We start from the raw sequence: 25,234 nt of genomic DNA, 5'->3' as shown, positions 1-25,234 counted from the left end.
AAATGCCGGGAATATCGTCGATAATCGATATTCCCGCGAGATAATGCATAAAATGGCCCTATTTGTTTTACTGCTCACTATCCCCATGACGATCGCGAGGTGAGCCTTTTTTCAGCAGGGTCATAAACTCCATAAAGGCAGTGCGCAGCGGGGCAAACAGTGGGTGTTTGCGGTTCTCCATCATGGTTTCTGAAAACAGTTTCAGACCCACAGCAAATGCTGCTGTTTTATCTTTGCCGAAGTTTAGATCTTCACGTGCCTGCAACCGTTCGATGATGCCGAGGATCTCATCATGATTCTCGACTTCAAATATGACTGGTGCTTTATCAACTGGCTCGCCTTTACGATCGATTAGCGGCTCAACGGTAATGCGATAACGATAGCCGGGCATCAGTTTTTCTCCTGTTCATCTGCATCAGTCGCTACTGATTCGGGTGTTAACTCTTTCTCGATGGCTTCTACTGCGGTCATTAATGCGGCATTAATGCGGGTTACCTGCTCGGGTGTGACATCTGAACGCACCATGTTACTGCGCAAAATATGACGTAAACGATGCATCGCATCGGAAATACCTTCAGCCAGATTCCCCTCTGGACGGCGGTTTACCTGCGCCAGTCGGGAGAAAATCACATCGACCATCGCTTGGTTTTTCTGCAATTCAACCTTACCGGCCTCGGTGATTTGGTAGCTTTTGCGGCCATTACCGGTGGCCACGGGTGTGACAAAATCTTGTTCTTCCAGTAGGGTCAGTGTCGGGTATATCACCCCTGGACTTGGGACATACAGCCCAGATGACGCCTCTTCGATAGCCTTAATCAGCTCATAACCATGGCTGGGTTTTTTATCAACCAGCGCCAGCAAAACCACACGTAGATCACCGTGTTCAAATAGGCGATGCATTTTATCACCCCGGCCACGTCTGCCGCCTCTTACTGCTTCTACGCCGTCACCCGCCATCGAGTGGCGGCCACCGCGTTGCATTCTCTCGCCACAACGGCGCTGCCCTTCATGATGATCTTCGCCATGACGATGACCCCGTTTTGAAAATCCAAACATAACAACTCTCCTTTAGATATATCGAAATAATTTCGATGTATCTAATCTAGATCGATATATCGGAATTAGCAAGAGGGGGGATACAAAAAGATATATCTAAATGAAAAAACGTATCAAGAATTGTCTCTGTTTTTACCAATATGGATAAAACCGAAGGTGCTGTTTTCTCTGTTAGTATAAGATTATATTTTCCCGTTGCGGTTATTATGAAGATAAATATGCCGTTTCGACGATATTAGGATTATCGTTTTCAATTTACAAAAAAGGGCTATTAAATGTTTAAAAAATTTTTCTTTCTTATTCTCTTGTGTGCGATATCGGCCACCAGTTTTTCTGCTGAACCTACTCGCCCTGAGGTGGCTAATTCGGTTAAAGCTTGGGAAGGCAATGAAGGTATTCAAGTCTGGACACTGCGTTATGGCCCAAGGTCTGACAATCAGTCATTAGTACAAATAACAAATGCAGATCATGATTGGGATAAAAAAATTCAAATAATGGATGTGGAGAATAAAGAGGGTCGTAGTGACTATAGCATTACGGTTAATGGGAAAAAATTCGTGGTGTTAGTGATTAACAACAATAATTCGGGGCAACTGAATCTCCCTGGAGAAAATGGCAACCATCCTATTTTTTATAGCAGCTCACTTTCTGAAGAGGGGAATGCACAATATTTCCTGACGGACTTCCTTAAGCAGGAAGGCAAGCTAACGCAATAGATATTGCTATAAATCATCCCCTTGCTCAGCATTACCACACTGAGCAAGGGGGGGAAATAACCGGTTGTGACATTAGTTTTTCTTAACAAACTCCGATTTCAGCTTCATCGGACCAAACCCATCAATTTTACAATCGATATTGTGATCGCCTTCAACCAGACGAATGCCTTTCACTTTGGTGCCAATCTTCAAGGTTGAAGAGCTACCTTTGACTTTCAGATCTTTGATAACAGTGACTGAGTCACCGTCGGCCAGTAGGTTACCATTGGCATCACGGACGATCAGACCCTCATCAGTAGCAGTGGAATCGCTACTTTCTGACCACTCATGACCACACTCTGGGCAATTCAGTTGTTCCCCTTCCTGCCATGTAAATTCAGAACTGCATTTTGGACAGTTTGGTAAACTCATCTCGCTAACCCCTTGAAATTAAATTTAATAAATATAAAAAAGTAACAAAAAATTGATTACTGTATTGATAGTTACCTATTTTACACTTTTTATCAGGTTATTGAAAAGTCGGAAGTGGAGTAACGGGTCTAAGGGGGAGTTTTTTGTTCATCAAAAACCAGAGTTCCTGACATTTTCAGGCAAACAGAATAGTTTGATTTTCTAAATTTAATTCGTTATTTGCATAAAATATAGGTCACTACCTTAATCTCATTGATAAGTATTTACATTCAATGTTATCGACTGAATTTATATATAATAAAACGAATAAACACAACTAATTCATTAATTATAGCAATAGAGAAGATGAGAAGTTTCCTACGAAAGTCGGATGTCTATCTCATGGTTTTGCGATCTAGATCACGTTAAGATATTTATTATCAAATACCACTTAATACTTCAGCCTTAACTCGGTAAGGCAATTTTCAAATCAAATAATAAGCTATTGCTTTCTATTACACACTCTCCATTTTTTATCATTCTTGAACATGCTGAATATCAGGATATTTAATAATATATGACACCTATTCCTATTAAAAAAATCACCCCTATTGCTCGATGTATTTTGGCCGCATTAATAACTGGCGCAGCCTCAAATAGTTATGCCGTTGAATGTAATGATCCTACCAGGACAATTGCGGGCGGGACATGCACGGTAACGACCGCTTCAAGTACCGATATTGTGGGTATTTTATCTGAAGGCGCTGAGAATACTGATGCATCGGGATATACAGTCATTGTTAATACACCTGCATCTGCGACATTGCAGTCTATTATTGGCGGATATGCTGATGCTACGGCGTCGACGAGTAACTTGAACAGCACTGTCGCGGTGACGAGCCGTGCTGATGCCAATGCGATAAGTGGCGAGAATACCTTAATAATTAACGATGGATCATTTAATGGGTCTATTTATGGGGGAAGTTCAGGCGCTGAAACTGATGTTGGCTCTATGGTCTCAGTCGCATCCACCAATAGAGTGGCCGAAAGTTATTCCGACGTCCGAGCTTTCAGTAATATGAATGTCATCACGATTAATAGTGGTTTATTTAACGGTGATATTTATGGCGGTTATAGCTCAGCCACTGGAAGTGTTTTAGCTTATGCTTATGGCACTGACAGTATAGCGAATAGCGTGGTAGATGCTCGTGCAACGAGTGATACGAATAGCATTACCATTAATGGCGGCTCATTTAGTGGCCCAATTCATGGCGGCTACGCTTACGCGAATGTTTTTGCCTTTGCCTACAGCGCCAGCAGTAATGATTCAACAACTGCTGATGCGAGTGCTTCAAGTAGTGCCAATAGCATTGTTATTAACAAGGGTATATTCGATGGATCTATTTATGGTGGTTATGCAGAAGCTATTACCATGATTAGTACCGTGAATCCAGACGAAAGTGCTCCTATTAGTGTCAAAAGTAATGCTAATAGCATTATCTTGAATGGTGGCACTTTTAATGGCCGTATCTACGGAGGCTACGCTGCAAGCTTTGGTGGTGATACTACAATAGATAATGCCACTGCAATTAATAATATTATTACACTCTCAGGCTCTCCGATATTTGATGCGGATACCAGTGAGATCTGGGGCGGTTTTGCGGAAATATTTGATGGTGTTACCACCTCAAATGGCGATGCTTTGACCGGTAACATCCTTAACTTTGCAGCTAATCCTATTTCCTTAAATAGAATGGGCAATTTTGAGTTTTATAACTTTTATCTGAACGATAGCATTAAAAACAGTGACGCATTGATATCCGTTACTGAAGCGGCAAATATTAATCACGCGACCATTGCAGTGAAAGGGATCAGCAAAGACAGCAGCTTGGTTCAAGGTAATACGGTGACACTGATTTCCAATGTGACTGGGGGCGACGTCGCATTGAATGACACACAGAAAGTGGTGATTGGCACTGCAAAACTGGCCGATGTTCGAGTATATCGGGAAAATGACTCACTTAAAGCCTCATTAGATGAGGTAACTCAATTAGTCGGTGAGAGCAGACTGAATACTAATCCCCAGACTAAGGCTTATCTCGAAGGCCGCTTGCCCGGAATGCTGATGATTAATCAAAGTGCTGACCTGATTGCCGGATTAAATATGGCGAGTTTACAGACAGATGACGACGGTGTTGCGCTGTTTGGTCTCACATCCGGCAGCAAGAGTCGCTATAATTCTGGGTCTCACATTGATATGGATGGCTTTGCCCTGACGACTGGCGTGACCAAAAATCTGGGTAAGTTGACTGTTGGTGGCTTATTTGAGGCTGGTTGGGGTAGCTATGACACCTATAACGATTTTACCGGTCTGGCGAGTGTTATTGGTAATGGTAAAGTGAATTATAAAGGTGCAGGTGTCATTGCAAATTATGATTTCGATGAGGCTGCTTATTTTAACGGCTCATTGCGAGCTGGCCGTGTCGCGAGTGACTTCTCATCGAATGATTTTGGTGTGAACGGTGGAGTTAATAGCCACTATGACAGCTCATCAGCGTATGTCAGTGGACATATTAAGATGGGGTATCGGAATGTCATGACTCAAAATACAAAACTGGATACTCATGTCAGTGCACTGACAACTCGCGTCGGCAGTGATAGTGTGACTAATTCACAGGGTGAGAATCTCTCTTTCTCTGCATTGAACTCAAACCGCGTGAACACAGGTTTAACCGCCACCTATAATGCGACGGCACAGATGGATGTTATCGGTGGAGTTGCCTACGAATATGAATTTGATGGTGAAGCCAAGGGCACGATTGACGGTGATAACATTATTTCACCGGGTGTAAAAGGCAGTTCTGGTATCGGTGAGATTGGGTTGCGTTTTACTCCAACCAAGGAAAAAAATCTTGCAGTAGATGTGAAATTGTCTGGTTTTACCGGTAAAAGGGAAGGTGTTGCGGGTGGCTTAAATATTAAGTATGCCTTCTGATTTTCCGTTAATCAGGTGGATTATCAGAAGATAAAATCTTATTCATTATATTTTCTATGAACGCAGTATATGAAGATGCATTGTGTTTGTTTTTTTATCTCTCGTCAGACAGAATACTGTATATATAACTGAGATATATAAAAATTCCACAGTCAGTTAGATGAGTTTAAATCTGAGTGTTAAGGTACAGGTGAGGGCAATGTAGACAAGGCCTGAAGATAACATTAACAAAGGATTATTATGTTTTGTAAACGTACTTTGGTGTCTTTACCTATTCTGATCGCGGCGGTTTTTTTGCTTACCGGATGCCCGCCACCACCTGATTTAACGCAATGGCAGCGCCCACATACTGATGTGAATGAGGTTCGCGTAGCGATGGGTCAATGCGGTGTTCCTCTGCCTGGGCCTCAGCCGGATTTTACTGATAACGAAACTGTCCTCTATTACCAATGCATGGAGCAAAAGGGGTTTACTTTTAAGCACGGTTTTCAAATTTGTGACGTGTACAAACAAACACCTGCCTGCATTAATAAGAGACAGACGATTCCATTAAACCAGCAGCAACTCGAAGCGCTGCCTTTTGTTGCTGATAACGGATTCCACCCCATTAAGTCGGGTTCGGGTGTCACGGAATCTTCGCGAATAAGCTGGCGTAAAGCGGGGGCTTCGCTACATTTTTCACATGCACTTGAGAATGATAAAGTAGCGTTACAGGTTATGTACCAATGTGGTTATCCGCAACCGCTGGGTTCGAATCCAGTCGATCCGACGATTAGAAAGGCCGCTGAAATACAGCAATGTATGCTCGATAAAGGTTTTGAACCCAAAAAGAAACTCGCTTTGGTATGCCGTAACTACCCGCAAGTGACGGGCTGCCAGAATTAGCTTCTTGAATGCTGGAATATCAGAGCTAGGTGAGTAATCTTATCCACCTAGCTATTCAAGCAGACGTTAATTACAGCTTTTCATTTCAATCAGCCCCGACCTAGAGAATGACTGAACAAAATCAGAGTCTTTAACCCAATCGTATTTATTTTCTTTCTTATTGAAAAAACCGAGCCATTTTAGATATCCTTTGCCATTAATTAACTTCATTTCGGCTATTTTTTTTGTTTTATCGAAATCTTTCCAAGGTAAATTCATACCACCGCGACCAAGATCTAGCGTTTTATAAAAGAAGATATCAATATCGTCACTACTAACCTTTACTGTACGAATGGATATTACAATTTGATTATCATTGATAACAATTTCAGTATTATCATTTGATAAGTCCAAATGGAATCCATTATCATCACATGCAGTCCCCAAAATATTTTGTTGTGATCTGGCTAGCCCGCACAATGGAAATAATAACAGCAAGATAACTAAGGCTTTTTTCATATTGCTTATCATTCAATAATTCCTGATATGTATCCAACAGGGATATGCAAATCTGTTTTACCATCGACTTCTTCATTGAGATATTTTCCAAACAAAGCCATTGCTTCAGATTTGCTTTTTGATGGTTGACCATACCGTCCTGGAGGAAGACTTGCCCATTCATAACTAAGGGAGTCCAATGCACCATTAATATCGCCATTCATCATCAAAATAAGCTCTGGAGAACCTGATTGAGATGTGGTGAGACGAAGGATAGCTAAATGACTTTGTTTTTATTGAATTTTTAAGTGATTTGAATCTGAATGAAGCAGTGTGAGAAGTGCTAATGGTGTCCCCGACTGGAATCGAACCAGTAACTAGCCCTTAGGAGGGGCTTGTTATATCCGTTTAACTACGGGGACCCGGCCATCGGCAAGGTGGTTGCCGGTGAAGTGTGTTGCCGGAGCATTATACGCATTTTGACCCAAATAATAAGCAGTTAGCTGTCTGTTTGGTTACTCTGCCACCAATCTAAGGTAAAAAATGGCTGTCAGTAATCAAAAAGTCGCCACCAGCAGTGGCAAAATATGTGTGGTTACTGCTGAGAGGGCGGGCTGTTTTTCTCTACTTTATCGCTGTTTCTCGGTTGATGAGTCATATCGCTGCGAATCTGGGCATGGCTAATCAGGGCGAAAATAAAGGTGCCGCCGATAATGTTGCCTGCCAGTGTTGGGAGGGCGAAGGGATAAATAAATTGTTGCCAAGGTAATGAGCCATTAAACACCAGATAGAAGATCTCTACGGAGCCGACCACAATGTGGGTCAGGTCGCATAGGGCGACTAAATAGGTCATCAGGAAAATCACCCAAATCTTGGCGGCACCCGCTGAAGGCATCATCCATACCATGGTGGCAATGATCCAGCCGGAAAATATCCCCTTAGCAAACATCTCTCCCGGCGAACTCTCCATGACCCCTTGTGCAATGCTGACAAATGCCGCGCGCGTGGCCTCATCAAATACCGGCATATGAATAAAGGAGTAGGCGGCTATTCCCGTCCCTATTAGGTTGCCCAATAGCACCAACCCCCAAAGGCGGAATAGCAGAATAAAGTTCTGAGCGCTGGGTTTTTGCATGATGGGCAGTACTGGCGTGACGGTATTTTCGGTAAATAGTTGCTGGCGCGCCATGATGACAATAATGAAACCGAAGGTATAACCGATGTTTTCCAGCAAAAAGCTGGCGGGCGTATCGGGCAGTTTGGCATGGAAAATCCCTTTGGCGATCAGTGAGGCTCCCATGGAAAGGCCCGCTGCAATGGCCGACCAGAGCAAGGCAAAACTGTCGCGTTCTAGCTCTTTTTCACCGTCAACACGGATAAGCTCATGAATTGCTGCCGCTTTGGAGGGCAGGTTCTTCTCATTAACTTCGATCTCCTTTCCCTGATGTTGTTCATCGCTCTCCACTTTTCTTTCATCCTCATCCTGAGACGGTTTTTTATCACTCATAGGGATTTCCTGATTGGCAGAGAAAATTGTTGTCATCGGTTAGAGGCTAGAAAATAAGGAAATAGTAAAGTTATAAGCATAGTTGCTAATTATTATTCGCGAGGTTTTACCGATAATGCTGACTTTGGGGGCGGAGGAGTGGCTCAACTCCCACCTTAATGCTGACAGAAAAAAGTAACCAAATTTGAACGGTGTTGGTTTTTTCTACAGAAATTTGATCTTATCCCGAATATTACCTCTATAAGGGTAGGGATCGCGTTAGACCCATGCTACGTAAGGTTTAAGCCTTATGTTATCATTCAGTTTTCCTGAGCTAATAATCCTATGGTGGAAGAGAATCCTTCATGCTGGAAGCTAAAGATCTGACCTGCATTCGAGATGAACGGCGTTTGTTCCAGCGGTTAAGTTTTTGTATCTCAGCGGGTGAAATTGTGCAGGTTGAGGGGCAAAATGGCGCGGGAAAAACCAGCTTGCTGCGTATTTTGGCCGGGCTTGCCGATGCTGATGAGGGGCAGGTGAGCTGGCAAGGAGAGAATATCCGCCGCGATCGCGCCCGATATCATCAGGATTTACTGTATTTAGGTCATCAACCGGGCATTAAGTCGGTACTGACACCTTTTGAAAATCTGGCATTTTATCAGTCGGTGTTTCAAAAGGTGGATAGCGCCGCCATCTGGCAGGCACTGGCTCTAGTCGGGCTGGTGGGGTATGAGGATTTACCGGTCTCTCAGTTATCCGCCGGGCAACAACGGCGGGTAGCACTGGCTCGCTTGTGGCTGAGTCAATCGCCGTTATGGATTTTGGATGAGCCGCTGACGGCCATCGATAAGCAGGGGGTCGGCACACTGCTGGCACTGTTTGTTGAACATGCCGCCAAAGGAGGAATGGTGCTACTCACCACCCATCAGGATCTGGATGCGGTGGGTCAGCAGGTGCGGAAAATCCGTCTAACCCACACGCAGGAGCAGTAATGTTTATCAGCGTGTTGCGCCGTGAATTGAAAATTGCCTTCAGAAAAGGCGGTGAAATTGTTAACCCGCTTTGGTTTTTTCTGATTGTCATCACCTTGTTTCCATTGGGTATTGGTCCAGAACCGCAACTGTTGGCGCGCATCGCACCGGGTATCGTCTGGGTGGCTGCACTGTTAGCGTCACTGTTATCGCTGGAGCGGCTATTTCGCGATGATTTTCTCGATGGCTCGCTTGAGCAGTTGCTGCTGTTACCCACACCGCTGGCACTCACGGTGTTAGGCAAAGTGTGTGCTCACTGGGTTGTTACTGGATTGCCACTGCTTATTTTATCTCCGCTGGTGGCATTGCTGCTCTCTCTCGACATGAATACCGCGATAGCGATGGCCCTTACACTGCTACTGGGGACGCCAACCCTCAGCTTTATGGGGGCTATTGGTGTGGCGCTCACCGTAGGTTTGCGTAAAGGCGGTGTGTTGCTGAGTTTATTGGTGCTGCCTTTGTATATTCCCGTGCTGATATTTGCCACCGCAGCCATTGATGCGGCCTCTATGGCGCTGCCGATTGACGGCTATCTGGCGATTTTGGGGGCGATGCTGGCGGGGAGTGCAACCCTTGCGCCTTTTGCGACCGCAGCGGCGTTGAGAGTAAGTGTGCACTAGCCGTTTCTTGTTGGCGGCAAGCAGCATAAACGAGCACTGATTTTTAGAAGCATTTGTTTTTATAAATATGAGTTTTTATAAATATGAGTTTTTAGATGCACGGATTTTCAGAAGCTTAAGCGCGGTAGCCAACGCCTGTCAGAGCAGATTGTGCGCCGTACCCTGCACCGATATTGCCAAAGGGTGATACCGGTCCAATTTCAACGTGAGCAATGAAAAATGTGGAAATGGTTTCATCAATGGGCTAAACCCGAGCGGCTCTATCAGCTATGCGGCCGATTTATTCCGTGGCTGGGCATGGGCGCGGCTATCTGTCTGACGGTCGGCTGGGTGTGGGGATTTGGTTTCGCCCCCTCGGATTACCAGCAAGGTGATAGTTTCCGTATCATCTATTTGCATGTTCCGGCCGCCATCTGGTCGATGGGCATCTATATGTCGATGGCTATCGCGGCGTTTGTTGGATTGGTCTGGCAAATGAAAATGTCCGATAACGTACTGGCAGCCATGGCACCGGTCGGGGCCGTATTCACCTTTATTGCCTTAGTCACCGGCTCCGCGTGGGGCAAACCTATGTGGGGAACTTGGTGGATCTGGGATGCACGCCTGACCTCGGAGTTGGTGCTGTTGTTCCTCTATCTCGGGGTGATCGCCCTGTATAATGCCTTCGAGGATCGCAAGCTGGCGGGACGCGCGGCGGGCATTCTGGTTTTGGTTGGCGTAGTGAATATCCCCATCATTCATTTCTCTGTCATCTGGTGGAATACCCTGCACCAAGGCTCCACCAATATGCAGCAAAGCATCGATCCGAGTATGCGATCGCCACTGCGTTGGGCGATTTTTGGCTATTTATTCTGTTTTATCACCCTGACACTGATGCGTCTGCGCAATCTGATTTTACAGCAAGAGCGCCATCGCCCTTGGGTCAGCGCCTTATTGCGTAAGGAGCCACGCGTATGAAACCGGCCTTTGACTCTTGGGCGGCATTTTTTGCCATGGGCGGTTACGCCTTTTATGTCTGGCTGGCAGTGGCGGCCACATTACTGTCACTGCTGGGGTTATGGCTGCATACCGTGTGGCAACACAAACACTTATTAGCAGATATTCAGCGCCGTCAGGCCAGAGAGCAGCGTATTCGTCAGCACGCAGCCCATTCGCAGGAGAAATCACAGTGAACCCACGTCGAAAAAGTCGGCTTTATCTGGCGCTGGTGGTGCTGATCGGTATCGGTTTAACCACCACATTAGTGCTGTATGCATTGCGCTCAAATATTGATCTGTTTTATACGCCGGGCGAAATTTTGCAGGGCAAAGGGGAGCGCCATGAGAAGCCGGAAATCGGTCAGCGCTTGCGCATCGGCGGCATGGTGATGCCGGGGTCGGTCAAACGAGATAATAAGACGCTGGAAATGAGTTTTCAGGTTTATGATGCTCGTGGTGCGGTCACGGTGACCTATACCGGCATCCTGCCAGATCTGTTCCGCGAGGGGCAGGGCGTCGTGGCACAAGGGGTATTTGCGGAAGGCAATACCATTAATGCCAAAGAAGTGCTGGCAAAACATGACGAAAAATACACGCCACCTGAAGTCAAAGAAGCAATGAAAGAGAACCACACACGCCCGGCCGAGGCCTACAGCAGCGCCAACAGTGGGGGCAATGCCTCATGATGCCTGAAATTGGCAGTTTCTTGTTATGTCTGGCACTGGCCATCTCGCTGTTGCTGAGCCTCTATCCGCAGTGGGGGGCCGCCCGTCAGGATGCCCGCATGATGGCAACCGGCAGACCACTGACTTACGGTATGTTCGCTACCATTGCGCTCTCCTTTATCTGTCTCATCTACGCATTTGTGGTGAATGATTTCACCGTCTCCTATGTGGCGGCTAACTCAAATTCACATCTGCCGGTCTATTACCGAATCGCCGCAAGTTGGGGGGCACACGAGGGATCACTGCTGCTGTGGGTGTTGCTACTCAGTGGCTGGTCACTGGCAGTGGCCCTGTTTAGTCGCTCCATGCCGGATGATGCGGTGGCAAGGGTGTTGTCGGTGCTGGGGATGATCACCGGTGGCTTCCTGCTGTTTATTATTCTGACCTCAAATCCCTTTACCCGCACCTTGCCGGACTTCCCCATTGACGGCAATGACTTGAATCCACTGTTGCAGGATATCGGGCTGATTTTCCACCCGCCACTGCTCTATATGGGCTATGTCGGTTTCTCGGTGGCCTTTGCTTTCGCCATTGCTTCCTTGATGGCCGGACGGCTCGACAGTGCTTGGGCGCGTTGGTCACGACCATGGACTCAAGCCGCATGGGTGTTCCTGACCTTGGGGATCGTGCTCGGTTCGGCGTGGGCCTATTATGAGCTCGGCTGGGGCGGTTGGTGGTTCTGGGACCCGGTAGAAAATGCCTCCTTTATGCCTTGGTTAGCTGGGACGGCACTGATTCACTCGCTGGCGGTGACGGAAAAACGGGGCACCTTCAAAGCATGGACTGTACTGCTTGCCATCACCGCATTTTCATTGTGCTTGATGGGGACATTCTTGGTGCGTTCTGGCGTGTTGGTCTCGGTGCACTCGTTCGCCTCTGATCCGGCACGCGGCATGTTTATTTTGGCCTATTTGGTGATTGTCATCGGCGGCTCCTTGCTGCTGTATGCGGTGAAAGGCGCACAAGTGCGTAGCCGGACTCAGCATGAAGTGTTCTCGCGTGAGACTTTCCTGCTCGGCAATAATGTGCTGCTGATTGCCGCCATGCTGGTGGTGCTCTTGGGTACTTTGCTGCCACTGGTCCACAAACAACTGGGGCTGGGCAGTATCTCCATCGGCGAACCCTTCTTTAATACCATGTTCACTTGGTTGATGGCACCGATGGCGCTGCTGATGGGGATTGGGCCGCTGGTGCGCTGGCGTCGTGATGAGCCGAGTAAACTGTGGCGGCGCTTGGGTGTGGCGCTGGTGGTCACCTTGTTGCTGTCGATTCTGGTACCGTGGCTGCTGCAAGACACTATTGCGGGCATGACGGTGGTTGGGTTGATGATGGCTATCTGGGTGATTATCCTGACATTAATGGAGCTGCATGAGCGGGCCACGCACCGTCATAGCTTCTGGCGTGGCCTGAGCCACCTCTCCCGCAGCCATTGGGGCATGGTGCTGGGCCATCTGGGGGTGGCGGTGACCGTGATCGGCATTGCTTTCAGCCAGAATTACAGTGTCGAGCGCGATGTGCGCATGAAGGCCGGAGATAGCATCGATATCCACGATTATCATTTTGTTTTCCGCGATGTTCACGATATTAAAGGGCCAAACTATACCGGCGGTGTGGGGATCATTGATGTCACCCGCAAGGGTAAGCCGGAAGCGACCCTCCATGCGGAGAAACGCTATTACAGCGTGGCCCGCTCGATGATGACCGAGGCGGCCATTGATGGCGGTCTGACCCGTGATCTTTATGCCGCATTGGGCGAAGAGCTGGATGATGGTTCATGGGCGGTGCGCTTGTATTACAAGCCATTTGTCCGCTGGATTTGGTATGGCGGGGTGTTTATGGCGATCGGCGGCCTCTTCTGTATGCTCGATCCGCGCTACCGGATGAGTAAAAAGTTAAAACGCGGCGCTGCGTCGGAGGCTGAATAATGAAAACTCCTACTTCATTCAATAGGCTGATGTTTATTCCGCTGGTGCTGTTTTTGCTGCTGGTGGTCGCCTTCTTGGTGCAACTGACCCGCAATGCCAACGGCGAAGATCCCACCATGTTGGAGTCGGCACTGATTGGTCAACCTGTACCGACCTTCAAGCTAGAATCTCTTGATCAACCGGGGAAAACCTTTGATCAGGCGGTGCTACATGATGGCAAACCCATGCTGCTGAATGTCTGGGCAACTTGGTGCCCGACCTGTCGGGCTGAGCATCAATACCTGAATAAACTGGCCGCACAGGGCATTCGCGTGGTGGGGTTGAACTATAAAGATGATCGCACCAAAGCCGTGCAGTGGCTCAATGCGCTGGGCAATCCTTATGCGCTGAGTCTGTACGATGGTGATGGCATGTTGGGGCTGGATCTCGGCGTGTACGGCGCGCCGGAAACTTTTCTGATCGATGGGCAGGGCATTATCCGTTATCGCCATGCGGGTGATCTGAATGATCGCGTTTGGTTGCAGGAAATCCTGCCGCTCTATAAAAAGTATCAGGAGGGCGCATGAGATTACTGAGCCTGATGTTCGGCCTGTTGCTGAGCGGGAGTGTATTGGCGACCATTGATACCCACACCTTCAAATCAGAGGCGCAGGAGCAGCAGTATCGCGAGTTGACCGAGCAACTGCGCTGCCCGAAATGCCAAAACAACAGTATTGCTGACTCCAATGCCATCATTGCCTCTGATATGCGGGGAAAGGTGTACGAACTCCAACAGCAGGGGAATTCCAAACAGCAAATCATTGATTATATGGTGGCCCGCTACGGCAATTTTGTGACTTACGAGCCACCGGTGACTGCTGCGACGATTATCCTGTGGGTCGGGCCAGCACTGTTTGTGCTGATAGGGGCGGCAGTGGTGATATTACGCGCCCGTCGGCGGGTCGAGAAGGAGACCCCGCTCTCCGCGCAGGAGCAGCAACGATTACAAAATCTGTTGGCTGAACAACTGACCCCATCATCCAAGACTGACAGGAAACAACCATAATGGCTTTTTGGCTGATAGTGATTATTTTACTGGCGGTCGCGGGGGCCTTGTTGGTCATTCCGGCCCTACGAAAAGAGACGAATTCACCCGCGACCACTCGTGATGAGCTGAATAAGGCGATTTATCAGGATCGATTATCTGAACTGGCTGAGGATGAAGCGCAGGGCGTGGTTGAACAGCGGCCAGAACTGATTCAGGAACTGCAACAAAACCTGCTGACTGATATCCCACAGCAATCGGATGAAGCGACAACTCCCATCAACCGCTGGGTACTATTACCGGGTGTGGTGATTTTGGTGGTGATTGCTGTGGGGCTATACCTGAAAACGGGTGGTTTGTCTCAGGTGCAGGCATGGCATCAGGTTGAGGCGCAAATGCCTGAATTACGTGCCAGAGTGGCTAATGAGCGCGCTGAGCCGCTGACCATGGAAGAGGTCGCCCGTTTAGGATTGGGATTACGGACCTCTTTGCAGCAGGATACCGGTAACGTCAACGACTGGATGATGCTCGGCAGAGTGGGTATGGCGCTGAACAATGCGACCACCGCGACACAAGCTTTTGCTAAAGCTTACCAACTTGCGCCCGATAATGAGGATGTCAGACTCGGTTATGCAGAAGTGCTGACACGTTCCAATGATCCGCAGGATAATCAGTTGGCAACTCAGATGCTGCGGAGCATGGTGGGGCAAGATCACACCAATCTACGCGCCATGAGTTTATTAGCTTTTAATGCTTTTGAGCAGGGCGATTTCAAACAAGCCATTGGCGCGTGGGAAGTTATGCTAAAATTGCTGCCTGCTGGCGATTCTCGCGTAGAAGTGATAAAACGCAGTATTGCACAAGCCAAATCACAGGCGGGGCAGGAAACAGCTACACTGAAAATAGAGGTTGCACTGTCATCTGATGCCGCCCGGAAATTACCTCAGCAGGGGGCACTGATTATCTCGGTTACCGATGGGGCCAACCCGGTGCCGGTTGCGGTGAAGCAACTGCCATTGAGCCGATTCCCGCTCTCGATAACACTGGATGACAGTAATGCCATGATGCCGGAGCGCTTGCTCTCGTCATTGCAGCAGGTGAAAGTGCGTGCGCGCATCTCATTGGATGGCACCGCTAATCCTCAACCGGGCGACTGGTTTGGTGAAAGTGGCGTGCAGGATTTTGATGGGAAAGGGCAGCCTCAGACGATCAATGTTGAGATCAATAAGCAAGCCCCTTAAGTGTAGGGGGCTGGAAAGAATTTCATGGAGAAAAATATGAACTACCGCCTGATTGGGCTGGCTTTTGCAACCGTGCTATTAGTCGGCTGCGCCAGTAACTCGCCGGATCAAATGGAGCAGGGCCGCTCTGATCCGCTGGAAGGATTTAACCGGGCAATGTTCAATTTCAACTATGATGTTCTTGACCCTTATGTGGTACGCCCCGTCGCTGTGGTCTGGCGCGACTATGTGCCACAGCCCGCACGAAATGGCATGAGCAACTTCCTCGGTAACCTTGAAGAGCCAGCCAGCATGGTGAATAGCTTCTTGGTGGGTGACCCTTACAACGCCATGAAACATTTTAACCGCTTCTTCCTGAACACCATTTTGGGGATGGGGGGGTTAATTGACGTCGCTGGCATGGCGAACCCGAAACTGGCGAAAGAAGTTCCGCACCGCTTCGGGAGTACGCTGGGCCACTACAATGTCGGTTACGGCCCTTACGTGGTCTTACCGGGCTATGGCAGTTTCACTATTCGTGAAGATGGCGGTAATGCCGCGGATTACGTCTATCCGGTGCTGAGCTATCTGACCTTCTGGATGTCAGCAGGGAAGTGGATGGTCGAAGGGATTGAAACCCGCGCGCAGTTGCTGGATTCCGATGGCTTGCTACGTAACTCCTCTGACCCTTACCTGATGATGCGCGAAGCTTACTTCCAGCGTAATGATTTCCTGGCGAATGGCGGGCAGTTGAAACCGGAAGTGAACTCGAATGCTCAGGCGATTCAGGGTGATCTGGAGAGTATCGACTCCGCGAACTGATCGATTCAGCCAATAGATAGTGACGAAACAGTGAGTATAGAAAAGCGCCGAAAGGCGCTTTTTTGTATCTACGATGTATATACATGAGCAGATTGTGTATACTCATAGTAGATACAGAGAGTGTAGGAGGTGATTATGCGTACTCAAGCCACATTACAAAAATGGGGTAATAGCGTGGCATTGCGTTTATCAGGTAATCTAAAAACCATCCCAAATTTTGAGGTCGGTGATACTGTCGATATTGATATTAGCGAACAGGGATTAGTCATTCAAAAAGTGGTCAAAAAACCGCTAACCGAAGAGAGTTTACTGGCCGGACTTACCGCTTATACAGCACATGCGGATGAACGGGTTGATCCCACGGAGAGGGAGTTTGATTATTAATGTATATACCAAAGCGCGGTGATATTTGTTGGTTGGATTTTGAGCCGACTAAAGGCAAAGAGATTGGCAAATATCGCCCCGCATTAATTCTGTCACATGAAACTTATAATCGTCTCACGGGATTGGTGATGTGCTGCCCCGTGAGTAGCAGTGTGCGGGGTGCGCCGACTGAAGTGCCAGTGACTAATCTGGATACACCCTGTGTGGTGGCAACGACATTAATCCAGACTTTTGACTGGCGTCAGCGCAAAGCTAAGTTTGTCATTGAATCAGAAGCGGGTCTCTATGATGAAGTGTTAGCAAGGCTTATTCCGCTAATTGGTGGTGAACATTTTCTTGCCTAAGCTAATGTAAATAAACATAAAAAAAAGCGCCGAAAGGCGCTTTTTTGTGGGCATCAAACTGACAACAACTTATCAGAAGGCGTAGTTAAAGTTCACGCCGTACAGCATGGCTGTGCCTTTGGAGTCGAACTGATAAGTGGTGCTGGTAGGTAATGCGGGTGTTTTTTCCGAGATGTGCACGTTCTGTCCGTGCATATAGGAAATACCCACATCAACTGAAGCATCTTTGTTGAATGCGTAGGTAGTACCGGCACTGATCCAGAAACGGTCTTGGTCTGGAATCGAGATGGTACGGTTATCTGCTGGAACCGGACTATCATCAAAGGCAATACCGGTGCGGAAGGTCCAGTTATCATCATGATAATAGGTGGTACCCAACGCGATACGGTAGACGTCTTTGAAGCCTTCTTCCTTATCAAACAGTGTCTTACCCGTCGTTCCGGTGGCTTTCAACTCTTTGAATTGGCTCCAACTGGTATAGGCTAAGCTATAGTGAATGGCCCATTGTGGTGCCACTTTATTGTAGCCAGACACTTCCCACACTTCAGGCAGATTCAAGGTTAAGGCACCAGGGATTGTCGCACCACCCGTGCCGCCAGCTATTACTGGTAATTGATTGCTGAAGTCGCCATCAAAGTCGATTTTCACTTTTGAACGGTAGGTGAAGCTGTAGCGGTTCTCTTTATCCACTTCATACAGAATACCGGCATTCCAACCATAGCCCCACTCTTTACCCTCCATGCGGGTAATTTCTGTACGGGCAGGGAAGGTTGATCCGCCAAGCTCACCGATATGGCGTACGATCTTGGCATCGGCATAAACCGCATTAAAGCCCAAGCCGAAACTGAAGTTTTCATTCAGGCGATAAGCTGCAGCCAGATTCGTGTTAGCGGTCTTCAGATCCGTCTGTCCCCCCAAAGAACCGGCAATATAGTCATCATTAAATTCGGTCGCCAAGCCGTAGTTTGAAGTCACCGAGGCACCAATGGCCCATTGCTCATTCAACGGCATAATAAAGTGGATATTCGGGATCCATGCTGAGGGTGCTATGTTTTTGGCATCAGTGCTTCTGCCCGTTAAGGGCGATTTTCCCGTGATATCAACATTGGGATCGACATAAACAGCACCACCGGAGAATGAAGGGCGGTCAAATAGAGTCATTGCGGCGGGGTTGCGGCTACCAACAGAGGCGTTGTCGGCAACAGCGCCTTCACCAGAGAAAGAGCGGCCTAATGCCGCGGCTGAATATTCATTCAGTTGGAAGCCCGCCGCAGAAGCGTTCGAAGAGATGATTGCTATTGCAGCTGCCAGAGCTGATCGGGTAAACAGGTTTTTCTGGTTCATGACCAAAACCTCATTGTTTTAATTGATGTTACATACCGTAACAAGAGAATGCGGGATTGTAGGGTCCGTTTTCGGTCAGACAAAGCAGACCAGTGGCTGAAGTATAGGTCCGACCTGTGTGCATGTTGCAAGTATGTTTTAGGATTTGTTCAAATTTGATCGCAAAAAATAGACGTAGTTAACAAAAAACTTACAAATGAGTATCAATTTATGCGCTATTGATGAGCAACTAAACAAAACGACTGTGATATCCATCACTTAATAAGCCTATAAACAGTAAGTCCTAGTGCCTTCGGGTCTGGGGGAGTAAAATAGCGGCAGAGAAATTTTTTTTTGCGCCAGATGTTATTGGCTTTGTACTAATTGCTATTTGGGCTACCTGATAGGCAATTTGCACCTATTTTGAAATGTCCGTTGAGGAGAGTTGAAGATGTCAGATGCAAACGATCGTCCAATAAAAAACCTGTGTAGTGCTGAAGAAACTGCGGCTTGTTGCTGTGTTGATGTGGGCACTGTCATGGACAATACTGACTGTACCGCATCCTACAGTTGTGTATTTGATAACCGCGCCGAAGCAGAAGCGATGCTGAAAACGCTGACTGAAAAAGCCCGTGCTGTTGAGTCCGAACCTTGCCTGATTGAGCATAAACTGGAAGAAGCGGAAGGCGGCGTGCGCTTAACTATCGACTTCACTTTTGCCTGTCAGGCCGAAACCATGATTTTCCAGTTGGGCCTGCGTTAATTTACACTTCGTAGCCTAAGTGATTACGAGCGCGGAGCTTTTTGCTTCGCGTTTTGTTTTGTGTGACTTATTCCGCTAATTTATTGCGCCAAATCCATTCTTGCGACTGATGTAACCCCACTCCCGCACCTTCCCCTTGACGTTTTTACCTCAAAAAGTTGCTCCTGCTCTCACTTTGCTGCTCTATAGGTTTACCAAATGTAAATGTTTGGTTAACAATCATTAGATCAGGTCAGACCTGTTATTTGTTATCATGAGTGATAGCCACTTTATTTATCAGGAGCGTTTATGAGTAAGCCATTACCGCTAGTGACGCGTCAGGGCGATCGCATTGCCATCGTCAGTGGCCTACGAACCCCTTTTGCCAAGCAGGCCACTGCTTATCATGGCGTCCCCGCTGTAGACTTGGGCAATATTGTGGTCAGTGAACTGCTGGCGCGAAGTGGCGTAGCTCCTGAGTTAATTGACCAACTGGTGTTCGGCCAAGTGGTACAAATGCCAGAAGCCCCCAACATTGCCCGCGAAATTGTGTTGGGAACGGGCATGAGTGTGCATACCGACGCCTACAGTGTCTCACGCGCCTGCGCAACCAGCTTTCAGGCGGTAGCGAATGTGGCAGAAAGTATTATCGCCGGTTCAGTGACAGTGGCGATAGCTGGCGGTGCCGACTCCTCTTCCGTGTTGCCCATTGGGGTCAGTAAAGCACTGGCGCGCACGTTGGTTGACGTCAATAAGGCGCGAACCCTAGGCCAGCGGCTAAAATTGTTCAGTCGATTAAAACTGCGGGATCTGCTGCCCGTGGCCCCCGCCGTAGCTGAATACTCAACCGGTTTGCGTATGGGAGATACTGCCGAGCAGATGGCGAAAACCTATGGTATCAGCCGAGAAGATCAGGATGCGCTAGCGCTGCGATCTCACCAAATGGCAGCGCAAGCTTGGCAGCAGGGGCTATTACAGGATGAGGTGATGACGGCCTATATTCCGCCTTACCGTGATGCGATTGCCGAAGATAACAATATCCGCAAAGACTCTACGATGGCGCAATACGCCAAATTACGTCCGGCGTTTGACCGCAAACACGGCAGTGTCACGGCGGCGAACAGCACCCCCCTAACGGATGGGGCGGCGGCGGTCATGATGATGAGTGAATCGAAAGCCAAAGCGCTGGGTTTACAGCCATTGGGCTATCTGCGCAGTTTTGCTTTTTCCGCCATTGATGTTTGGCAAGACATGTTGCTTGGCCCCTCCTATGCCACCCCGTTGGCGCTGGACCGTGCCGGAATCACACTGGCAAATTTGACCCTGATTGATATGCACGAAGCCTTTGCCGCACAAACCTTGGCAAACCTTAAAATGTTTGCCAGTGATACCTTTGCGCGCGAAAAACTGGGTCGCAAGCAGGCGATTGGTGAAGTTGATATGAGCAAATTCAATGTATTGGGTGGCTCAATTGCCTACGGACATCCTTTTGCGGCTACTGGCGCGCGCATGATTACCCAAACGCTAAATGAGCTGCGCCGCCGAGGTGGCGGGCTAGGGCTAACCACCGCCTGTGCCGCAGGTGGATTGGGTGCTGCAATGATTTTGGAGGTGGAGTAATGAGCAAGGAAAATGGACTTAACCCCGCTGATGAACCCGTCGTCGTCGATAGTGTGGCTGTGACTCCCTCGGTCTTTAGCCTCGATGTTCGGCCTGACAATATTGGTGTCATCACCATTGATGTTATTGGCGATAAAGTGAATACCTTAAAGGCTGAATTTGCAGAGCAAATTGCCGAAATACTGCAACAAGCACAAGCTCTACCCCAATTGCAGGGGCTGGTGATTATTTCTGGCAAACCAGACTCGTTTATCGCGGGCGCGGATATCACCATGATTGCGGCTTGCCGTACCGCGCAAGATGCGCGGAAATTGGCCCAAAAAGGGCAATCTATTTTGGCGCAAATTGCGGCATTCCCAGTACCGGTGGTGGCGGCTATCCACGGTGCTTGTCTGGGCGGTGGTTTGGAACTGGCGCTGGCGTGCCATAGCCGCATCTGTTCGCTGGATGATAAAACGGTGCTCGGCCTACCAGAGGTGCAACTGGGCCTGCTGCCCGGCTCCGGTGGCACACAGCGCTTGCCGCGTCTGGTGGGCGTCAGTAAAGCACTGGATATGATACTGACCGGTCGGCAGGTCCGCGCCCGTCAGGCACTGAAAATGGGGCTGGTGGATGATGCCGTGCCGCAAGATATCTTGCTGGATGTGGCTATCAAAAGGGCCAAAGCGGGCTGGCTCGATAAGCCTGTCGTGCCTTGGCAAGAGCGCCTGCTCAGTGGCCCGCTAGGTAAGGCGCTGCTGTTTAATATTGTGCGCAAGAAAACGCTGGCGAAGACCAAAGGCCACTATCCGGCGGCTTTACGCATCATTGATGTAGTGCGTAAAGGGCTGGATCACGGCAGTGCCAGTGGCTATGAGGCGGAAGCCAGCGCATTTGGCGAACTGGCGATGTCACCTCAATCCGCTGCCTTACGCAGTCTGTTTTTTGCCACCACATCACTGAAAAAAGAGACCGGTGGTGATGCGCAACCCCGCGCTATTCATCGGGTCGGGGTGCTGGGGGGCGGACTGATGGGCGGCGGCATTGCTAATGTCACCGCAACCCGTGCGGGTTTGCCCGTGCGCATCAAAGATATCAATCCGCAAGGGATTAATCAGGCGCTGAAATATACGTGGGACGCACTGGGTAAGCGGGTGCGCAGCAAACGGATGCGTCCGGCGGAGCGGCAACGGCAGATGATGCTGATTTCTGGCAGCACGGATTACAGCGGTTTTGACACCGTTGATGTGGTGATTGAAGCGGTATTTGAAGACTTATCATTGAAGCAACAAATGGTTGCGGATATCGAGCATTTCGGCGCGGCGCATACCATTTTCGCCTCCAATACCTCGTCATTACCGATCAGCCAAATTGCCGCTCAGGCGCAGCGGCCAGAGCAGGTTATCGGCCTGCACTACTTTAGTCCGGTCGATAAAATGCCACTGGTGGAGGTGATCCCTCATGCAAAAACCAGTGAAGAGACCATTGCTACGACTGTTGCTTTAGCCCGTAAACAGGGGAAAACAGCCATTGTGGTGGCTGATCGTGCCGGCTTCTATGTAAACCGCATTTTAGCCCCCTATATCAATGAGGCAGCTCGCTGCTTGCTAGACGGTGAACCTATTGACTCCATCGACAGCGCACTGGTCGATTTCGGCTTCCCGGTGGGGCCGATTACGCTGCTGGATGAAGTCGGTATTGATGTCGGAACCAAAATCATGCCTATCTTGGTTGAGCAATTAGGGCCACGCTTTGCCGCGCCGGCCTCATTTGACCTCCTTTTGCAGGATGGGCGTAAAGGGCGTAAAAATGGCCGTGGTTTTTATTTATATCCCACCCAAAGTCGCGGCATTAAGTGGAAACGAAACTCCGGTAAGCAAGTTGATGCCAGCGTTTATGTTCTACTGGGTGTCACACCCAAAGCCCATCTCGGATCTGCGGTGATAGCGCAGCGCTGCACCATGATGATGCTGAATGAGGCCGCCCGCTGTCTGGACGAGTCCATTATTCGTAGCCCACGTGATGGGGATATTGGTGCTGTTTTCGGTATTGGCTTCCCGCCCTTCCTCGGGGGGCCATTCCGCTATTTGGACAGTCTGGGCGCAGATAACGTGGTGAAAACGCTTAGATTGCTGGCGCAGCAGTACGGTGAACGCTTTGAGCCTTGTCCGCTGCTGGTGACGATGGCTGAGCAACAGCGGCAATTTTACTTGCCAGAAAATAGCGAAAATGAGGTGTCAAGCCACCCCCCGATTGAGAGTGTGAGCAGGATCACTACCTGAAATTCTTGCGAATAAGGTGACTGTACTCTGGGGGCAACCCGCGCTACCTTAAAGCCAGAATCACGTGAAGTGACTATTCGTGCCAAAATGAATTAATCGCTATTTATTGGCAGGCAGTAGAGTTTGGATTAAGCTATTGATATGGTTATTATGTAACCAGTCAGGGGTGGCCGCCGGAGTGTCCGGTGTGAAAACAGCCATTTTCTTTACTTTAAGTTTCAGGCAAAATGCCCGGCCGCCATAGATAGACGGCGCGTTATCGTTATGAAGTTTCTTTACCCTCGGGTAAAGGTTTCGGCGGTACAGCACGCAAAGCGTTTCTGTATAGCGTTATTTTGTTAACAAAAACGGTGCAATATGCAAGTTTTCATTATGCGTCACGGTGACGCGGCGCTTGACGCAGCAAGTGATGCGCTAAGGCCTCTAACTCTGTGTGGTCAGGATGAATCACGTCAGATAGCAAGCTGGCTAAACGAGCAATCGGTCGATATCGATCAGATACTAGTTAGCCCTTATTTGCGCGCTGAGCAGACACTGGAAGTGGTGCGAGGGGTCATGCCTCTACCGGCAGAGCAGGAAGTGATGCCAGAATTAACCCCTGGCGGGGATGCGGCTTTCATCTGCTGCTATTTGCAAGCGCTGGCGAAAGAGGACCACGAAGCGGTGCTGGTTATCTCGCACTTACCACTGGTTGGCTATCTGGTGGCCGAACTTTGTCCGGGGCAATGCCCGCCAATGTTTGCGACCTCAGCAATCGCGTGTATTTCGCTAAACGGCGAAACAGGCAAGGGGACTTTTGACTGGCAAGTCAGTCCGACACAATTGCTGGCGAAAGCCTGCCACGGCTAAGATTTCCGCTAGAAACGTTCAATGGGCGCGGCATCACTGTCGCGCCTTAGTTTTGCCGACAGAACTCGCTGGCTCAGCTTCCACGCTTTTTTGCCGTGATCATAGGGGCGTCCTGCCCGATAATGTAAATTATTCGTTTGCCAGAAAATTTCAGCATGTTTTATTCAGATATCCGATTACTATAAGCCCACGACCACTTATTTTGCTTTTTTAACATGGATAAAAGAGTGCTGAAATATTTCTCCTCCTCGCTACTGGCCGCTGCCTTATTTACTATCCCCTTGCATAGCCAAGCTAAAACTGAGCTTTTGACCTCACAAGTTGTTGATCAACATGCCGAGCATATTTTCTATAACAGTGGAGCCATGGGAATGGCACTGGTGGTTATCGATAATAATCAGGTGGTCAATCGCAGTTTTGGTGAAACCAAACCCGGTAACAACCTCCGCCCACGGCCAGACTCACTCATCCGCATTGCATCAATTACCAAGCTGATGACCAGTGAAGTGATGGTTAAACTGGCTGATGATGGCACGGTTAAACTGACCGACCCATTGCGAAAATATGCGCCTAAGGGAGCCAAGGTTCCCTCTTATAATGCCAAGCAGCCGATTACCTTGCTGAATTTGGCGAGCCATACCAGTGGCCTGCCGCGCGAGCAACCCGGTGGCCCGCAAAAAAGACCGGTGTTTACCTGGCCGACCAAAGATAATCGTTGGCAGTGGCTAAAACAGGCTAATGTGACCGTGCCACCGGGTGTCAGAGCGGCTTATTCCAATTTGGCCTATGACTTACTGGCCGATGCGTTATCACGGGCGTCGGGGAAGCCTTATACCAGCTTGCTACGTGATAAAATCACTGCCCCGCTGGGCATGAAAAATACCACCCTCACGCCGACAGCAGAGCAATGCAATCGCCTGATGGTGGGGGTGGGTAGTAGCCGCTGTGAAAACACCATAGCGGCTGCTGGCAGTGGCGGGATCTACTCAACGCCAGAAGATATGCAGCGCTGGATGCAGCAATTCTTATCTTCGGATAACAGTGCGCGCAAAAGCTCAGCCAAACGTGAGCAGACGCTCTATTTCCAGCGTCGTGATCTGACCTCACTGAAGGGCATGGATGTTGCGGGTCAGGCCGATGCGCTGGGTCTGGGCTGGGTTTATATGGCACCGAATGCGGGCCTGCCGGGCATTATGCAAAAAACGGGTGGCGGCGGTGGATTTATTACCTATATGGCGATGATTCCAGAAAAGAACATTGGCGTGTTTGTGGTGGTCACCCGCACTCAACTGACTAAATTTAGCAATATGAGTGATGGCGTTAATCAGTTGGTCGCTCAGTTGGCGAAGAATGGCTGACGCT

Annotated in this window: 27 protein-coding genes and 1 tRNA gene; 20 read left to right on the top strand and 8 right to left on the bottom strand. The window is 48.9% G+C overall.

What is annotated here, in order from left to right; translation table 11 throughout:
- Positions 1-67: 67 nt before the first annotated feature.
- Both HRD69_RS18830 and HRD69_RS18825 read right to left on the bottom strand, forming a co-directional pair.
- A complete protein-coding gene (locus HRD69_RS18830; RefSeq protein ID WP_032813984.1) occupies positions 68-391 on the bottom strand; it encodes a DUF3861 domain-containing protein in 324 nt (107 codons plus the stop codon).
- Complete coding sequence (locus HRD69_RS18825; RefSeq protein WP_004874674.1) at positions 391-1,056, bottom strand: PadR family transcriptional regulator; 666 nt, start codon at positions 1,054-1,056, stop codon at positions 391-393. Before HRD69_RS18825 ends, HRD69_RS18830 begins: the two co-directional genes overlap by 1 nt.
- 275 nt (positions 1,057-1,331) lie before the next feature.
- On the opposite strand from HRD69_RS18825, the gene HRD69_RS18820 reads away from it, so the two are divergent.
- Positions 1,332-1,772, top strand: coding sequence for a hypothetical protein (locus HRD69_RS18820; RefSeq protein WP_004874675.1), 441 nt, complete (start codon positions 1,332-1,334; stop codon positions 1,770-1,772).
- 72 nt (positions 1,773-1,844) lie between these two features.
- On the opposite strand, the gene HRD69_RS18815 is transcribed toward HRD69_RS18820, so the two are convergent.
- Positions 1,845-2,183 (bottom strand): zinc ribbon domain-containing protein YjdM, encoded by a 339-nt coding sequence (locus HRD69_RS18815; protein WP_004874676.1) that lies wholly within the window; start codon positions 2,181-2,183, stop codon positions 1,845-1,847.
- A gap of 556 nt (positions 2,184-2,739) precedes the next feature.
- Here HRD69_RS18815 and HRD69_RS18810 point away from each other — a divergent pair.
- Entirely contained in the window at positions 2,740-5,157 is a 2,418-nt protein-coding gene (locus HRD69_RS18810) for an autotransporter domain-containing protein (RefSeq protein ID WP_004874677.1), read from the top strand.
- A 240-nt stretch (positions 5,158-5,397) separates the two neighbouring features.
- On the top strand, positions 5,398-6,042 hold the full coding sequence (locus tag HRD69_RS18805) for a hypothetical protein (protein ID WP_032813987.1): 645 nt from the start codon (positions 5,398-5,400) through the stop codon (positions 6,040-6,042).
- A gap of 66 nt (positions 6,043-6,108) precedes the next feature.
- Here the strand turns inward: HRD69_RS18805 and HRD69_RS18800 are convergent, their stop codons facing one another.
- From HRD69_RS18800 to HRD69_RS18785, 4 genes are all read right to left on the bottom strand, one after another.
- Positions 6,109-6,540: a hypothetical protein gene (locus tag HRD69_RS18800; protein WP_152412083.1), complete on the bottom strand. Its 432-nt coding sequence runs from the start codon at positions 6,538-6,540 to the stop codon at positions 6,109-6,111.
- An 8-nt stretch (positions 6,541-6,548) separates the two neighbouring features.
- On the bottom strand, positions 6,549-6,746 hold the full coding sequence (locus HRD69_RS18795; RefSeq protein WP_032813989.1) for a lysozyme family protein: 198 nt from the start codon (positions 6,744-6,746) through the stop codon (positions 6,549-6,551).
- Between the two features lie 120 nt (positions 6,747-6,866).
- Positions 6,867-6,941 (bottom strand) — tRNA-Arg (locus HRD69_RS18790).
- 173 nt (positions 6,942-7,114) lie between these two features.
- Positions 7,115-8,026 (bottom strand): formate/nitrite transporter family protein, encoded by a 912-nt coding sequence (locus tag HRD69_RS18785; protein WP_032813991.1) that lies wholly within the window; start codon positions 8,024-8,026, stop codon positions 7,115-7,117.
- A gap of 344 nt (positions 8,027-8,370) precedes the next feature.
- Here HRD69_RS18785 and ccmA point away from each other — a divergent pair, with 344 nt between their 5' ends.
- The 12 genes from ccmA (at position 8,371) to HRD69_RS18725 (ending at position 17,077) form a co-directional block, all read left to right on the top strand.
- Positions 8,371-8,997, top strand: a complete 627-nt coding sequence (gene ccmA, locus HRD69_RS18780; RefSeq protein ID WP_032813993.1) for a cytochrome c biogenesis heme-transporting ATPase CcmA — start codon at positions 8,371-8,373, stop codon at positions 8,995-8,997.
- On the top strand, positions 8,997-9,656 hold the full coding sequence (gene ccmB / locus HRD69_RS18775; protein ID WP_004874681.1) for a heme exporter protein CcmB: 660 nt from the start codon (positions 8,997-8,999) through the stop codon (positions 9,654-9,656). Before ccmA ends, ccmB begins: the two co-directional genes overlap by 1 nt.
- Positions 9,657-9,875: 219 nt before the next feature.
- Complete coding sequence (locus HRD69_RS18770) at positions 9,876-10,613, top strand: heme ABC transporter permease (RefSeq protein WP_004874682.1); 738 nt, start codon at positions 9,876-9,878, stop codon at positions 10,611-10,613.
- Positions 10,610-10,828, top strand: a complete 219-nt coding sequence (gene ccmD, locus HRD69_RS18765) for a heme exporter protein CcmD (protein WP_032813995.1) — start codon at positions 10,610-10,612, stop codon at positions 10,826-10,828. Before HRD69_RS18770 ends, ccmD begins: the two co-directional genes overlap by 4 nt.
- Positions 10,825-11,319 (top strand): cytochrome c maturation protein CcmE, encoded by a 495-nt coding sequence (gene ccmE, locus HRD69_RS18760; RefSeq protein ID WP_032813996.1) that lies wholly within the window; start codon positions 10,825-10,827, stop codon positions 11,317-11,319. The genes ccmD and ccmE overlap by 4 nt, the downstream gene beginning before the upstream one ends.
- Complete coding sequence (locus tag HRD69_RS18755) at positions 11,316-13,283, top strand: heme lyase CcmF/NrfE family subunit (protein WP_032813997.1); 1,968 nt, start codon at positions 11,316-11,318, stop codon at positions 13,281-13,283. The genes ccmE and HRD69_RS18755 overlap by 4 nt, the downstream gene beginning before the upstream one ends.
- Entirely contained in the window at positions 13,283-13,849 is a 567-nt protein-coding gene (locus HRD69_RS18750; RefSeq protein WP_032813998.1) for a DsbE family thiol:disulfide interchange protein, read from the top strand. Before HRD69_RS18755 ends, HRD69_RS18750 begins: the two co-directional genes overlap by 1 nt.
- Positions 13,846-14,328, top strand: coding sequence for a cytochrome c-type biogenesis protein (locus tag HRD69_RS18745; protein WP_032813999.1), 483 nt, complete (start codon positions 13,846-13,848; stop codon positions 14,326-14,328). The genes HRD69_RS18750 and HRD69_RS18745 overlap by 4 nt, the downstream gene beginning before the upstream one ends.
- A complete protein-coding gene (gene ccmI, locus HRD69_RS18740) occupies positions 14,328-15,548 on the top strand; it encodes a c-type cytochrome biogenesis protein CcmI (RefSeq protein WP_004874687.1) in 1,221 nt (406 codons plus the stop codon). The genes HRD69_RS18745 and ccmI overlap by 1 nt, the downstream gene beginning before the upstream one ends.
- A gap of 36 nt (positions 15,549-15,584) precedes the next feature.
- A complete protein-coding gene (gene mlaA, locus HRD69_RS18735; RefSeq protein ID WP_072080259.1) occupies positions 15,585-16,349 on the top strand; it encodes a phospholipid-binding lipoprotein MlaA in 765 nt (254 codons plus the stop codon).
- A gap of 135 nt (positions 16,350-16,484) precedes the next feature.
- Positions 16,485-16,733, top strand: a complete 249-nt coding sequence (locus HRD69_RS18730; protein WP_032814000.1) for an AbrB/MazE/SpoVT family DNA-binding domain-containing protein — start codon at positions 16,485-16,487, stop codon at positions 16,731-16,733.
- Complete coding sequence (locus tag HRD69_RS18725; RefSeq protein ID WP_004874689.1) at positions 16,733-17,077, top strand: type II toxin-antitoxin system PemK/MazF family toxin; 345 nt, start codon at positions 16,733-16,735, stop codon at positions 17,075-17,077. Before HRD69_RS18730 ends, HRD69_RS18725 begins: the two co-directional genes overlap by 1 nt.
- A gap of 72 nt (positions 17,078-17,149) precedes the next feature.
- Here HRD69_RS18725 and fadL read toward each other — a convergent pair whose 3' ends face one another.
- Positions 17,150-18,421, bottom strand: a complete 1,272-nt coding sequence (gene fadL / locus HRD69_RS18720) for a long-chain fatty acid transporter FadL (protein WP_004874690.1) — start codon at positions 18,419-18,421, stop codon at positions 17,150-17,152.
- 430 nt (positions 18,422-18,851) lie between these two features.
- On the opposite strand from fadL, the gene HRD69_RS18715 reads away from it, so the two are divergent.
- From HRD69_RS18715 to ampH, 5 genes are all read left to right on the top strand, one after another.
- The gene (locus HRD69_RS18715) at positions 18,852-19,163 is read left to right on the top strand and encodes a YfcZ/YiiS family protein (protein ID WP_004874691.1); all 312 of its coding nucleotides are present in this window, start codon (positions 18,852-18,854) and stop codon (positions 19,161-19,163) included.
- A 288-nt stretch (positions 19,164-19,451) separates the two neighbouring features.
- Positions 19,452-20,762, top strand: coding sequence for an acetyl-CoA C-acyltransferase FadI (fadI, locus tag HRD69_RS18710; protein WP_032814001.1), 1,311 nt, complete (start codon positions 19,452-19,454; stop codon positions 20,760-20,762).
- Entirely contained in the window at positions 20,762-23,023 is a 2,262-nt protein-coding gene (gene fadJ, locus HRD69_RS18705) for a fatty acid oxidation complex subunit alpha FadJ (RefSeq protein WP_004874692.1), read from the top strand. Before fadI ends, fadJ begins: the two co-directional genes overlap by 1 nt.
- A 357-nt stretch (positions 23,024-23,380) precedes the next feature.
- Positions 23,381-23,872, top strand: coding sequence for a phosphohistidine phosphatase SixA (sixA, locus tag HRD69_RS18700; RefSeq protein WP_032814002.1), 492 nt, complete (start codon positions 23,381-23,383; stop codon positions 23,870-23,872).
- A gap of 215 nt (positions 23,873-24,087) precedes the next feature.
- Positions 24,088-25,230 (top strand): D-alanyl-D-alanine-carboxypeptidase/endopeptidase AmpH, encoded by a 1,143-nt coding sequence (gene ampH / locus HRD69_RS18695; RefSeq protein WP_004874694.1) that lies wholly within the window; start codon positions 24,088-24,090, stop codon positions 25,228-25,230.
- Positions 25,231-25,234 lie beyond the last annotated feature (4 nt).

Source organism: Yersinia mollaretii ATCC 43969 (genome assembly GCF_013282725.1).
In the GTDB taxonomy this organism is placed as follows: Bacteria; Pseudomonadota; Gammaproteobacteria; order Enterobacterales; family Enterobacteriaceae; genus Yersinia; species Yersinia mollaretii.
Note: the sequence above shows the minus strand (reverse complement) of the source record. Positions and strands in the feature narration are given on the sequence as shown.

Bases quoted from the DNA above. Each gene is read 5' to 3' on its own strand.
- HRD69_RS18830 (WP_032813984.1), bottom strand. From the start codon at position 391: ATGCCCGGCTATCGTTATCGCATTACCGTTGAGCCGCTAATCGATCGT.
- HRD69_RS18825 (WP_004874674.1), bottom strand. From the start codon at position 1,056: ATGTTTGGATTTTCAAAACGGGGTCATCGTCATGGCGAAGATCATCAT.
- HRD69_RS18820 (WP_004874675.1), top strand. From the start codon at position 1,332: ATGTTTAAAAAATTTTTCTTTCTTATTCTCTTGTGTGCGATATCGGCC.
- HRD69_RS18815 (WP_004874676.1), bottom strand. From the start codon at position 2,183: ATGAGTTTACCAAACTGTCCAAAATGCAGTTCTGAATTTACATGGCAG.
- HRD69_RS18810 (WP_004874677.1), top strand. From the start codon at position 2,740: ATGACACCTATTCCTATTAAAAAAATCACCCCTATTGCTCGATGTATT.
- HRD69_RS18805 (WP_032813987.1), top strand. From the start codon at position 5,398: ATGTTTTGTAAACGTACTTTGGTGTCTTTACCTATTCTGATCGCGGCG.
- HRD69_RS18800 (WP_152412083.1), bottom strand. From the start codon at position 6,540: ATGAAAAAAGCCTTAGTTATCTTGCTGTTATTATTTCCATTGTGCGGG.
- HRD69_RS18795 (WP_032813989.1), bottom strand. From the start codon at position 6,746: ATGATGAATGGCGATATTAATGGTGCATTGGACTCCCTTAGTTATGAA.
- HRD69_RS18785 (WP_032813991.1), bottom strand. From the start codon at position 8,026: ATGAGTGATAAAAAACCGTCTCAGGATGAGGATGAAAGAAAAGTGGAG.
- ccmA (WP_032813993.1), top strand. From the start codon at position 8,371: ATGCTGGAAGCTAAAGATCTGACCTGCATTCGAGATGAACGGCGTTTG.
- ccmB (WP_004874681.1), top strand. From the start codon at position 8,997: ATGTTTATCAGCGTGTTGCGCCGTGAATTGAAAATTGCCTTCAGAAAA.
- HRD69_RS18770 (WP_004874682.1), top strand. From the start codon at position 9,876: ATGTGGAAATGGTTTCATCAATGGGCTAAACCCGAGCGGCTCTATCAG.
- ccmD (WP_032813995.1), top strand. From the start codon at position 10,610: ATGAAACCGGCCTTTGACTCTTGGGCGGCATTTTTTGCCATGGGCGGT.
- HRD69_RS18755 (WP_032813997.1), top strand. From the start codon at position 11,316: ATGATGCCTGAAATTGGCAGTTTCTTGTTATGTCTGGCACTGGCCATC.
- HRD69_RS18750 (WP_032813998.1), top strand. From the start codon at position 13,283: ATGAAAACTCCTACTTCATTCAATAGGCTGATGTTTATTCCGCTGGTG.
- HRD69_RS18745 (WP_032813999.1), top strand. From the start codon at position 13,846: ATGAGATTACTGAGCCTGATGTTCGGCCTGTTGCTGAGCGGGAGTGTA.
- ccmI (WP_004874687.1), top strand. From the start codon at position 14,328: ATGGCTTTTTGGCTGATAGTGATTATTTTACTGGCGGTCGCGGGGGCC.
- mlaA (WP_072080259.1), top strand. From the start codon at position 15,585: ATGAACTACCGCCTGATTGGGCTGGCTTTTGCAACCGTGCTATTAGTC.
- HRD69_RS18730 (WP_032814000.1), top strand. From the start codon at position 16,485: ATGCGTACTCAAGCCACATTACAAAAATGGGGTAATAGCGTGGCATTG.
- HRD69_RS18725 (WP_004874689.1), top strand. From the start codon at position 16,733: ATGTATATACCAAAGCGCGGTGATATTTGTTGGTTGGATTTTGAGCCG.
- fadL (WP_004874690.1), bottom strand. From the start codon at position 18,421: ATGAACCAGAAAAACCTGTTTACCCGATCAGCTCTGGCAGCTGCAATA.
- HRD69_RS18715 (WP_004874691.1), top strand. From the start codon at position 18,852: ATGTCAGATGCAAACGATCGTCCAATAAAAAACCTGTGTAGTGCTGAA.
- fadI (WP_032814001.1), top strand. From the start codon at position 19,452: ATGAGTAAGCCATTACCGCTAGTGACGCGTCAGGGCGATCGCATTGCC.
- fadJ (WP_004874692.1), top strand. From the start codon at position 20,762: ATGAGCAAGGAAAATGGACTTAACCCCGCTGATGAACCCGTCGTCGTC.
- sixA (WP_032814002.1), top strand. From the start codon at position 23,381: ATGCAAGTTTTCATTATGCGTCACGGTGACGCGGCGCTTGACGCAGCA.
- ampH (WP_004874694.1), top strand. From the start codon at position 24,088: ATGGATAAAAGAGTGCTGAAATATTTCTCCTCCTCGCTACTGGCCGCT.